The sequence below is a fragment of the Lentzea aerocolonigenes genome, assembly GCF_000955955.1.
In the GTDB taxonomy this organism is placed as follows: Bacteria; Actinomycetota; Actinomycetes; order Mycobacteriales; family Pseudonocardiaceae; genus Lentzea; species Lentzea aerocolonigenes_A.
In genome coordinates, this window is record NZ_JYJG01000545.1 from 1 (window position 1) to 10065 (window position 10065).

General features: G+C 69.3%; 10 protein-coding genes. 7 read left to right on the forward strand and 3 right to left on the reverse strand.

Annotation, left to right across the window (positions count from 1 at the left end):
* Window positions 1-422: 422 nt before the first annotated feature.
* Genes UK23_RS49590 through UK23_RS46360 form a run of 3 tightly spaced genes read left to right on the forward strand, consistent with a single transcriptional unit; the run spans window position 423 to window position 3275 of the window.
* The gene (locus UK23_RS49590) at window positions 423-1532 is read left to right on the forward strand and encodes a sensor histidine kinase (RefSeq protein ID WP_052685654.1); all 1110 of its coding nucleotides are present in this window, start codon (window positions 423-425) and stop codon (window positions 1530-1532) included.
* Window positions 1525-2622, forward strand: a complete 1098-nt coding sequence (locus UK23_RS49595; protein WP_052685655.1) for a hypothetical protein — start codon at window positions 1525-1527, stop codon at window positions 2620-2622. The genes UK23_RS49590 and UK23_RS49595 overlap by 8 nt, the downstream gene beginning before the upstream one ends.
* Entirely contained in the window at window positions 2607-3275 is a 669-nt protein-coding gene (locus tag UK23_RS46360; RefSeq protein WP_045318243.1) for a response regulator, read from the forward strand. The genes UK23_RS49595 and UK23_RS46360 overlap by 16 nt, the downstream gene beginning before the upstream one ends.
* Window positions 3276-3303: 28 nt before the next feature.
* Here UK23_RS46360 and UK23_RS46365 read toward each other — a convergent pair whose 3' ends face one another.
* The 3 genes from UK23_RS46365 to UK23_RS52395 form a co-directional block, all read right to left on the reverse strand.
* Complete coding sequence (locus tag UK23_RS46365) at window positions 3304-4530, reverse strand: hypothetical protein (RefSeq protein ID WP_045318244.1); 1227 nt, start codon at window positions 4528-4530, stop codon at window positions 3304-3306.
* A 71-nt stretch (window positions 4531-4601) separates the two neighbouring features.
* Entirely contained in the window at window positions 4602-5207 is a 606-nt protein-coding gene (locus UK23_RS46370; RefSeq protein WP_082115532.1) for a YiiX/YebB-like N1pC/P60 family cysteine hydrolase, read from the reverse strand.
* 609 nt (window positions 5208-5816) lie between these two features.
* Window positions 5817-6026 (reverse strand): hypothetical protein, encoded by a 210-nt coding sequence (locus UK23_RS52395; RefSeq protein WP_156213885.1) that lies wholly within the window; start codon window positions 6024-6026, stop codon window positions 5817-5819.
* Between the two features lie 7 nt (window positions 6027-6033).
* Here UK23_RS52395 and UK23_RS46375 point away from each other — a divergent pair, with 7 nt between their 5' ends.
* From UK23_RS46375 to UK23_RS54750, 4 genes are all read left to right on the forward strand, one after another.
* On the forward strand, window positions 6034-7254 hold the full coding sequence (locus tag UK23_RS46375; RefSeq protein ID WP_156213886.1) for a hypothetical protein: 1221 nt from the start codon (window positions 6034-6036) through the stop codon (window positions 7252-7254).
* 26 nt (window positions 7255-7280) lie between these two features.
* Entirely contained in the window at window positions 7281-8615 is a 1335-nt protein-coding gene (locus UK23_RS46380; protein WP_045318245.1) for a serine/threonine-protein kinase, read from the forward strand.
* Window positions 8616-8698: 83 nt separating this feature from the next.
* The gene (gene eccD, locus UK23_RS54745; protein WP_269112347.1) at window positions 8699-9544 is read left to right on the forward strand and encodes a type VII secretion integral membrane protein EccD; all 846 of its coding nucleotides are present in this window, start codon (window positions 8699-8701) and stop codon (window positions 9542-9544) included.
* On the forward strand, window positions 9472-10017 hold the full coding sequence (locus UK23_RS54750) for a hypothetical protein (RefSeq protein ID WP_269112348.1): 546 nt from the start codon (window positions 9472-9474) through the stop codon (window positions 10015-10017). The genes eccD and UK23_RS54750 overlap by 73 nt, the downstream gene beginning before the upstream one ends.
* The last annotated feature ends 48 nt before the right edge of the window (window positions 10018-10065 follow it).

The window sequence follows — 10065 nt, forward strand, 5'->3', positions numbered from 1 at the left end:
TGGTGGGCCGACCAGGCCTGACGGGTCACGATGGGGCCGTTTTCGGGACATCTTCCGGAGGCGGCCCCATCGGCATGTTTTGGCTGGTCAGCACCCGTTAGGTCTCGTTACCTCCCGACGTCCGGGGGCCCAGAAGGGGCCCAGAAGGTCCGTTGTGGACACAGATATCCGTCCACAATGGACCCACCTTGCCAGGAATCTCCCCCGTCTCGCGCCAGCGCTCGACGCGGGCGTCGGTCCACACGAATCGGCCACGGCCGACAGCCGCCGAAGAACTCCGGCGCCGGGTTCGACACAGGATCGAGTTCGAGGGTCGTGCCGGCGAGTTCCTCGTCGCTTGCTCGCAACTGCCAGCCTCAGCCGCATCTTGACCGGTAACGTTTTGGCGCGGCGTATGCCGGGCTGAGATCGGTGGGGGGCGGATGGCTGGCGAAGCTGTGCGGTTGCTGGACGGGTTCGGCCGCCGTTATGCCGTCGCCGTCCGCGTCGCGACCCTGCCGCCCATCGGGGCGGTCGCCCTGCTGCAGGCCTCGGCGGGCAAGCTTGCGGTCACGGCGCTGACCGTTGCCGTCGCTGTGATCTGGACGTGTGCGCAGGGATGGCTGTGGCGGACCACCACGGTGCCGGTCGCGCTTGATGTGGCTGTGTTGCTGGGGTTGTGCCTGAGTTCCTGCTGGACCGGCGGGGTACAGGACGGCAACACCGCGTGGCTCCGGTTGCTGATCACGTTCGCGTGCGTGACCTGGCAGTGGTACACCGCGCCGCTGCCCGGCATCATCGCGGCGCTGGGGACGGGCGGCTCGATGCTCGTCATCTTCGACATGGCCGGACAGAGCCCGACCTCATCGCTGATGTGGGTGCTGGTGATGGCGGTCATGTCCAGGGCGGCCTGGACGGTCGTCGTCCGCGCGGCGGAACGAGCCGACCGCATGGGTGCCGAAGCCGAACAGGCACGCCGCGAGGCCGCTGTGGTGGCGGCCGTGCGTGCCGAGGAGCGTGAACTCGCGAACTCTTTGCACGACACGGCGGCCACCACGTTGCTGATGGTCGGCACCGGGCAGGTGCCGGCGGGGGCGAGCTGGCTGGCCCCGCAGGCCCGGCGCGATCTGGCCCGGTTGCGTTCCTCCGCCGGTGGACGCAGGCCGGACCAGGCCGATCTCGTCGACCTGCTGCGCGTCGGTCTCGATGCCGGCCATCTGATCGTCGAGCTCGACGCGCCGCGCACGTTGCCGTTGCCGTTCGACGTGGCGGGCGCGATCAGCGGTGCGGTCGGTGAAGTCCTCAACAACGTGCGCCGTCACGCCGGGACGGACCGGGCGCGGATTCGGCTGCACGGTGACCCGAGCGCACTGCGTGTCGAGATCTCCGACGACGGCAAGGGGTTCGCGGTCACCGAGGGCGCGTCGACCGCCCGGCGTGGGCTTCGTGAGTCCGTGCACGGCCGGATGGAACGGGTCGGCGGCACGGCCACGATCATCTCGGCCGAGGGGGTCGGCACGATGGTGCGGCTGGAGTGGCGGTCCGATGAGTGACGACGAGACGAAGGCGCAGCTGCAGCGCGGTCTGCGGATCGCCACCCTGATCCTCGCCGTGCTGACGGTGGACGTGCTCGGCCTGATCCACCTGGTGCACGGCCTGGAATTCCACGACCACACGGCGGCCCAGTTCGCTGCCTTCGCGGCACTGACCGCGGTGCTGGCCACCGAGGCGGTGCTGGTCGTGCGGCGGCGACTTTGGCGCGACGGGCGCCGGCTTGCCATCGCCGTGGTCCTCGGCGCGTCCGCGCTGTCCTACCTGACCTTGCCGGACGGCATGACGTCGACCACTGTGGACTGGTTGTTCGGAGCGGCGAACTGGGCCGGGGCCGTGGTTCTGCTCGATCGTCCTTTTAGGATTTTTCTGGCGTTCCTGGTGACGCACGAACTGCTCGCGCTGGCAAACCTGCTGGTGTTCCACGAGGTGAACCGGGCGGCGCTGGTGCGGTTCACCACGGGGTCGGTGACGGTGTTCGCGTTGCCGCTGCTCATGGCCGTGGTGGCGGCCGTGCTGGGCGGGATCGCCGCCGAGGCGGCCAGGGCCGCCCGTGAGCTCGAACTGGCACGAACCGCGGAGGCTGCCGCGTCGGCCGCGCATCGACGCCGTACCCAGCGGTTCGCCGAGTTGAGCGGCACGGCCGTGCCGCTGCTGACCGGCCTCGCCGACGGGTCGCTCGAGCCGTCGGATCCGGTGGTGCAACGCAGTTGCGCCATCGAGGCGGCCCGGATGCGTCGGCTGTTCGCCGAAACGGACATGGTCGGCAACCCGTTGCTGCACGAGCTGCGTCACTGCGCGGATGTTGCGGACCGCAAGGGGGTCGAGGTCGAGCTGGACGCGCGTGGCCAGTGGCCGACGCCGCCGGTGGCCGTCCGGCGGGACCTGACCGACGCCGCGCTCACCGCGCTCGCGACGGCGGGCTCGTGGGCGCGGGTCACCGTGGTCGGCAGCGCCGATGCGGTGTCGGTCAGCGTGGTCGCGGACTGCGCCGAACACGCGGTGCCGTCGCCGGCCACACCGGACGTGCGGATTGAAATTTTCGGCAGCGGCGGAACGGTGTGGATGGAGGCCCAGTGGCAACCGAGTTGATCACGGCCGTGATAGTGGACGACCACGCGGCGATCGCGGCGGGCGTGCGTTACTGGTGCGAGCAGGCCGATCCGCCGATCGGTCTGCTCGACGCGGGCGACCGCCTCGCCAGCGTGTGGACCGGCCAGGGCGCCGACGCCGACGTGGTGATCTTCGACCTGGAACTGGTGCCGGGCAAACCGGACTTCGGTGAGCTGCGCAGGCTCGTCGACAGCGGACGGCGCGTGGTCGTGTACTCGCAACACGCCGACAACGCCACGGCGATCAAGTGCATCGACCTCGGCGCGTTGGCGTATCTGACCAAGCGCGAAGGCCCTGAGCACCTCGTCCCCGCGGTCAGGGCCGCCGCCGAGGGCCGTGGCTACACCGCACCGTCGCTGTCCGGCGCGCTCGCCGCGGACGACACCCCGGACCGGCCGCGCCTGTCGCCGCGCGAGACCGAGGTGTTGCGGGCGTGGTTCGCCTCCTCCTCCAAAGAACTCGTCGCCGCGAAGCTCCACATCACCGCGAAGACCGTCGACACCTACATCGCCAGGGTTCGGGTGAAGTACGCGAGCGTCGGACGTGCCGCGGGCACCAAGAGCGAGCTCATCACCCGAGCACTGGACGACGGCGTCATCACGCTGGCCGAGCTGAACGAGACCGTGCGGTGAGGCGTTGCCCGGCACGCCGGCCGGGCGGTCAGGCGGTGGGCGGAACGGCCGCGCCTCGCACGTTGAGCTCGATGCCGAGCTGTTTCGCCAACCCGGGCACGGCGATCTCGGTCACCAGGTCTCCGGTGGCGCGGTCGAACTTCTTGATCCTGATGGGGGTCTTTCCGTCGAACGTCTCCTGGATCAGGTGTATCGACCGGTCCGTGAAAATCGCCTGGCTGGAGGAATTGCTGCCCGAGACGAAGCTCGTGTCGAACCGCGGCTTGGTGAGCCCGGAGCTGATTTCGGTGCTCATGATCCTGCCATCGGCGGCGAGCCATTCGAGGTGACCACCTCGGACCGCCCGTGCGTCGTAGGACTTCTGGGAGAACGTCTCGGGGTCGATCAGTTCCTGGGCGATGGGGCGTCCCCGGACGTCGGCGAGGGGCTGTTCGGTGTACTCGCCGTTGCCGGTGTTCCACGACACGATGGTCATGTGGGGCTTGCCGTCGGCGTCGGCGTAGTCGGAGAGGAACGTGATGACACCGTCGTGGCACGGCACGTGACGGTTGTGGTCTCCCGCGTCGAAGACTCCTCGCCAGGCGAGGACCTTTTCGCGTCCTCCGGTTGCCGGGTAGAGCTGGGAAAGCAGTTCCGGCTGTGCACCGGGATCGACCTTCGAGCGCATGCCGGGAGTCTCGGCCGAATCCGCGAGATGAGCTCCCACGTCCGTGGCGATGCCGTTGAGGACACCGTCGCACAGCGCGTTCATGAAGTAGTTGCCTTCGACCCGGTGGAGCTGGGAACCGGTCGAGGTGGTGACGGCTACCTGGTTGGTGTAGCCCGACTGGGAGAAGCCTTCGTTGTAGACCGCGACGAAACCCTTGTCGTCAGGCAGCGCGAAGGCTGAGTGCTGATGCCCTTCCTTCTTGTTCTCGAAGCGGGCCAGACCGTCCTTGCCGAGGATGTAGTCGCGTGTGTCGTCGCTGAAGAACAGCCCGGCGCCCGACCACGCGATGTGCGGCTCAGTCATGCCCCTGGTCTCGATCAGCCGTTTACTGCCGTCCGCCCGCACCAGGACCAGATAGGCCGGCCGCTCTGTCGTCTGGTTCTCGACGGAGGTGTCCGGGCTGAGGTAGAACGCGACGACGGTTTCGCCGAGCGTCGCCACCTCGGGGTTGACGATGTCAACCGCGGCTCCGCCGTCCGGCGAAGTGCAGGCCGCCACGGCCAGAACTGCGCCGGCGGCAAGCGCGATGAGTCGGAGCAGGTGCACCGAGACGAGTCCTTTCCAACGGCGGACGATACGACCTGCACTCGGCAGGCCGCACCGCCCACTGGATGCCGTTACCTGATGGTCTGGTAAGTCACGGTGCTACCGTCGTCCCGGATGTCGTCGGGGTAGACGCCTGGTCCGCCGTTCTTGTCCAGTTCGATGTCCACGGCGTACTTGTAGGCCTTCCACACCAGCTCGGAGCAATTCAGATAATCGGTGTTGCTGGCCTTGTTCCCCGCGAAGTTCAGATCGTACGACTTGCCGCGGAAATGCTTGTAGGCGTAGTCGGCTGCCTTGTCGCGGCTGGACTGCTTGGCCTTGACGTACATCTTGACGATGGGGCCACACTTCTTGAGCGTGGACGCCGTGACGGACTTGCTCTTGGAGCCCACGCCAGGCGCCTCCACGATCGTCTTCGTCGTGTAGTACATGCCGACGTGATCATGGTCCCAGTCGGCGGTCTTGGCGTGGGAGTGGAAGATGTCTCCCCTGTTCCTCGCGTTTCCGACCGTCTTCTTCTCCTTGCAGTCCCCGCCGCTGGAGGAAGCGGTGGCGGCCGGGTCCGACGCGGTCGTCCCCGCGGCCTGGGCGGGCGCGACGAGCAGGCCGGCCATTGCCGTTCCTGCCACCACGGCGGTCGTCATGGACGAGGCGAGAAATCGCCCGATTCTGGACATGTGCAACCCCAACTCTGTAACCGGTGGACAGTGACCCCAAGGAAAAGGCGCGCAGCTCGCACAAATCCTCTGATCGTGACCACCACAGGGGTGGTCACGATCAGACCCCCTTCGTCCTGGAACCTCCAGTCCGTTTACGAGGATGACGTTAAACCGCCCGGCCGCCCTCTTTTGTCAGGTGTTCGCCTGACACGGCCTCCCGCGTCGTTGAGGCCGAGGAAGACGTTCCCGACTGCTTCGATCTTGGTCCTCGCCTTGGATTGGGCTGGCCGCGCAAGCGGCAACAGCACATACCCTCCGGGTGATCTGGCGTATTCAGCAGCGATAACGGGCGCGCTTGGCGATCGCTCCAAAATGGACGCGAGGGCGTAGAGGTCCGCTGGCTCGATGACCCCGTTGCCGTTGATGTCGTAGTGGGCGATCGTCGTGTCGATCCTGTGCCGCAGCACCTCATTCGTGACGTGCACTGTGGTGGGCGGGAGGGTTGGGCGCAAACGCAAAGCTTCCTCGCGGGCGGTGGCAGCAACCGGTCACGGTGTGGATCACGGGTCCGGCCGGGCGAAACCATGGTCGTGTCCGCGAGGGAGGGCCGCCATGGATCAGCCGATGTCACCAGAGAACCTGTGGGTCGAGGATCCGCAGGTCGTCGTCCTGCCCGAAGCGGACTTGGTCGCCGAACCCGCCGACCTTCGTGCCCGCGCCGGTGGTCAGGTCCCGTGACGCGGTGGCGGCAGCCGTCGGCAACGCGTCCCTGCTCAGCATCGGGTACCTGTTGCTCGGGCGGCGGCTGGTGGCCTTCTTGACCCTGCTCGTGACCATCGTGCTCGTGACCTTCGTTGTCGCCGTGCCGTCGGTGTGGTTCGAGGTGGCGGTGCTGGCGTGGTGGGCGGCCATGATCTGGCACGGCTGGTACCTCGGCGGCGGGAAAGCCGGTGAGGTGGCAAGAAGGCAGCGGCGGATCGCGTTCGCGGTCACGGTTCCGGTGCTGCTCGTCGTCGGGCTGGTGCGGTTCGACGCCGTGCGGCTCGAAGGGAACGTCGACGAAGCCCGGCAGCAGGGTGACTGCGCGCGGGCGGAGACCGAGCTCGGGAAGGTGTGGTTCGGGCACCGGGTGATCGATGCGCCGATGACCGGGCGCACCGACCGGACCGTCGACGCGTGCCGGCAGATCCGGCAGGCGTCGGGCAAGCTCGACGACGCGTGGGCCAAGGGCACCACGGACGCGCTGGCGAGTGGCTTCCGCGGCCTCGACGCGGTGCTGACGGAGCTGCCCGGCCACGAGCAGATGGTCAAGACAGCGCTCGACCGGTTCGTCAATCGTCTGCCCACCGACGACAACTGCCGCACCAGCGGGCTCACTGACTGGCTGAAGGCCCGCAAGTCCACCGGCAACGAGCTAGACCGGGCGGCGAACGTGGTGTCGCGGGTCGCGCCTCCGGCACTTGTCGGGTGTGCCGACGAAGAGATGGCGCGCGAGCACTTCAAGAACGCCCAGCAGCGGTACCAGCAGCTGCTCGACGAGTACCCCGGCCACGAACTGACCGGCAAGGCGCGGGAGGGTGCCACGAAGGCCAGGCTCGCGGCCGAGCTGGCACACGTCCGCAACCTGCACGGCGCTTACTGCGCCCAGCCTGCCGCCTACAGCGGTGCGCCGGAGTTCCGGCGGGGTGCGGTCAACCGGGCGGTGGTCTTCGGCAACCGGGAGCACCTGGACAGGCTGCCCGGTGACTGGCTCACCGGCGAGATCGGCGAGGCCGTGCTGGTGCTGTGCACGGAGCAGACCACGTTCGGGGCGCCGACGCAGACCTGCCCGTACCGGTCCGACCGCACGGGCCGGGTCAGCAGCGTGACGTTCCGCAAGATCGCCATCCCGGTCAAGGCCTACGAACTGCGGACCGGCAAGCTCGTGGCGGACACCAGGGTGGAGATCAGCGGTACGAGCTGCCCGAGCTCGTTCTACATCTTCGGCGACGCGCCCGCGAACAGGTACGTGAGCCCGTCCGAGGGTGATGTGCGAGCGGGGTACGCCGCGGTGATCACCCCCTGAGCGCGGCCACTACGATGGAGCCCGCGATGGGAACTGATCACGGCTTCAGCGACCTGGTACCGCGCGGTACCGGGCCGGCGGCGACCGTCTACGCGGGCATCCTCGCGGGCACGGGGGAAGCCGTCGCGCTCAAGGTGTTCCGCGCCAAGCTGCCGCGCCGCACGCGGGCCGAGGTCGAGCGGGAGCTCGCGCGCCTCGCGCCGTTGCGGGAGCGGGCGGCCGTGCTCGTCGCGGACGGGCTGACGGAGCTGGGTGAGCACACGGCGCTGCGGATGGAGCTGTGCACGCAGTCGCTGGCGGATCTGGTGGAGCAGGAAGGGCCGCTGTCGATCGCCGAGGTGCTCACGATCGGCAAGACGCTCGCCGGTGCCCTCGCGGCAGCGCACGAGCTGGGCATCGTGCATGGTGGCGTCACGCCGGGCAATGTGCTGTTCCGGCCGTCGGGTGACCCGGTGCTCGCCGACTTCGGTCTCACGCTGCGGCGGGCGTTCCCGCACGACCAGGGTGAAGGCGTCGACTTCCTCGCGCCGGAGGTGCTGGAGCACGGCGCGGTGGACGAGCGCGCCGACCTCTACGGGCTCGGTGCGGTGCTCTACCTCGCGTTGACCGGGTTGTCGCCGCACCCGGCGCGGCTCGGTGAGCACCCGGACGACCGCAAGCTGCGCATCCTCGGTTCGCCGGTGCCACGGCCGGACCGGAGCGATCTTCCCGACGAGGTCGCCGAGCTCGTGAAGGCGTTGCTCGCCAAGAATCCCGCGATCCGTCCCGGCAGCATGGGCGACGTCGCGGGATGGCTGGAACGGCTCGCCGCCAGGCTGCCGGGACAGGGTCAGGTCACCGCGCACGACTTCGACGACTTCGCGGACTTCGACGACGAGACTCCGCTGCGGCAGCCGGTGCCCAGCGGTGCGCCGGTGTTCGTGTCCGCGCCCGGCAGGGCGGCGCGGCGGCATCCGGCGTGGCCCGTGCTCGGTGGCGTGGCCGGGTTGCTCGTCGTGGTGGGGCTCGGGGTTTTCCTGCTGCGCAGCGATCCGCAGGTGCTCAACACGACGGCCGGCTCGACGGTCGCGCCGCCACCGTCTTCGAAGACGTCCAAGTCGGTGCTGCTGGAGCTGGCCGACCCGGTCGACAACGTCACTTCTGTCGAACTGTCCTGGACCAGCCCGGAACGGCTGGAGTTCGCGGTGATCGTCGCCGAGGACGGCGAGCAGGCGAAGACCGTGCACGCCTACCAGAACCGCACGATGCAGGTGCCGGTGGACCCGACCCGCAAGTACTGCTTCTCGGTGCAGGGCACCGACGGCACGCGCGTCTACGAGAGCGCGCCGAAAGCGGTACGCGACGCCAGGTGCAAAATCTGACCGGAACCGGCCGTCACCACGTCTGACCAGTCGATTCGGCCCAAGGTAGAGGCTGCCGAAGTCTCTCGTCCTTGGAGAACGACATGAACACCACCGGTCTGGCCCGACTGACCGTCGTGGCACCGAACCGCCGGGTCGACCTGGCCCTGCCGGAACGCTCACCGCTGGCCGAGCTGCTGCCCGCCGTGTTGCGCCACGCCGGGGAGCACCTGGCCGACGACGGGATCCGCGACGGCGGGTGGGTGCTGCGCCGGGCGGACGGCACGGCGCTGGAAACCGGGAAGTCGCTGGGGGCACAACGGGTCCGCGACGGCGAGGTGCTGCACCTGACGACCGCCGGCGCGGAGTGGCCCGAGCTCGAGTACGACGACGTGGTGGACGCCATCGCCACCGGGGCGGGCCGCACCGGCAGCGTGTGGGCGCCGAAGCACACGCGGTTCGCGAGTCTCACGTGCGGTGCGGTGGCCGGGCTGCTGTGCCTGGTTTCCTTGCTGCGCGCCGGGATCGGGCCGTGGGTGCTGGCGGCGGCCGGACTGCTGGCCGTGGCGGCCGTGCTGCTCGCGCGGGCCGGTGGTGACGGCGGCGCCGGAGCGGTGCTGGGCGCGGTGGCGCTGCCGTTCGCGTTCGTGGGCGGTGGGTTGCTGCTCGGGACGCCGAACCTGCTCTTGGCGTGTGCCGCACTGTTGCTCGCCGGGGTGGTCGGGCTGCTCGGGGTGGTCGACCGGGCGGCGGTGTTCGCCGGTGCCGCGGCGGCCGGGCTGTTCGGCGCTCTCGGGGCATGGCTCGCGACGTTTTCCGCGCTGGGTTCTGTTGGCGCGGCGGCGGTGGTCGCGGCGGCCGGGCTCGCCTTCTCCCCATGCTCGTTCCGCTGTCGGTGCGGCTGGGGCGGGTGCCGATGCCGGTGTTGCCGCTCGGGACAGCGGAGCTGATGCGCGACACGCCACAGCCGCCGCGCGGTGCGGTCTACGCGGCCGTGCTGCGTGCGGACGCGGTGCTGACCGGGCTGGTAGGGGCGGTGGCTGTGGTCGCTGCCGTGAGCCAGTTCCTTTTGGTGGCAAGCGGAACGCTGTCGGGAGCGGTGTTCGTCGCAGTGCTGGCGGTGGGATTCCTGTTGCGCGCCAGGCTTTACCCGGTGGTGCGGCAGCGGATGGCGTTGCTGGGCGCTGGGGTCACCGGGATGGCGTGCCTCGCGTTGGCTGCACCCGTGCTGGTGGCGGGGCCGGTGCTGCTCGGGATGGTGTTCGTGGTGGTGCTGCTCGGGTTGCGGCACAGCACCAGCACGCCCAGCCCCTACCTCGGACGGTACGCGGAGCTGGGCGAGATCGTGCTGGTGCTGGCGTTGGTGCCGTTGCTGTGCTGGGTGCTCGACCTGTACGCGGTGGTGCGCGGCCTGGGCGGCTGACGTCTCAACGTCAGCGCTCGTGCCGCCGCCATGCCGTGTGCAGAACCT

Bases quoted from the DNA above. Each gene is read 5' to 3' on its own strand.
- UK23_RS49590 (WP_052685654.1), top strand. From the start codon at position 423: ATGGCTGGCGAAGCTGTGCGGTTGCTGGACGGGTTCGGCCGCCGTTAT.
- UK23_RS49595 (WP_052685655.1), top strand. From the start codon at position 1,525: ATGAGTGACGACGAGACGAAGGCGCAGCTGCAGCGCGGTCTGCGGATC.
- UK23_RS46370 (WP_082115532.1), bottom strand. From the start codon at position 5,207: ATGTCCAGAATCGGGCGATTTCTCGCCTCGTCCATGACGACCGCCGTG.
- UK23_RS52395 (WP_156213885.1), bottom strand. From the start codon at position 6,026: ATGGTCACGAGCAGGGTCAAGAAGGCCACCAGCCGCCGCCCGAGCAAC.
- UK23_RS46380 (WP_045318245.1), top strand. From the start codon at position 7,281: ATGGGAACTGATCACGGCTTCAGCGACCTGGTACCGCGCGGTACCGGG.
- eccD (WP_269112347.1), top strand. From the start codon at position 8,699: ATGAACACCACCGGTCTGGCCCGACTGACCGTCGTGGCACCGAACCGC.
- UK23_RS54750 (WP_269112348.1), top strand. From the start codon at position 9,472: ATGCTCGTTCCGCTGTCGGTGCGGCTGGGGCGGGTGCCGATGCCGGTG.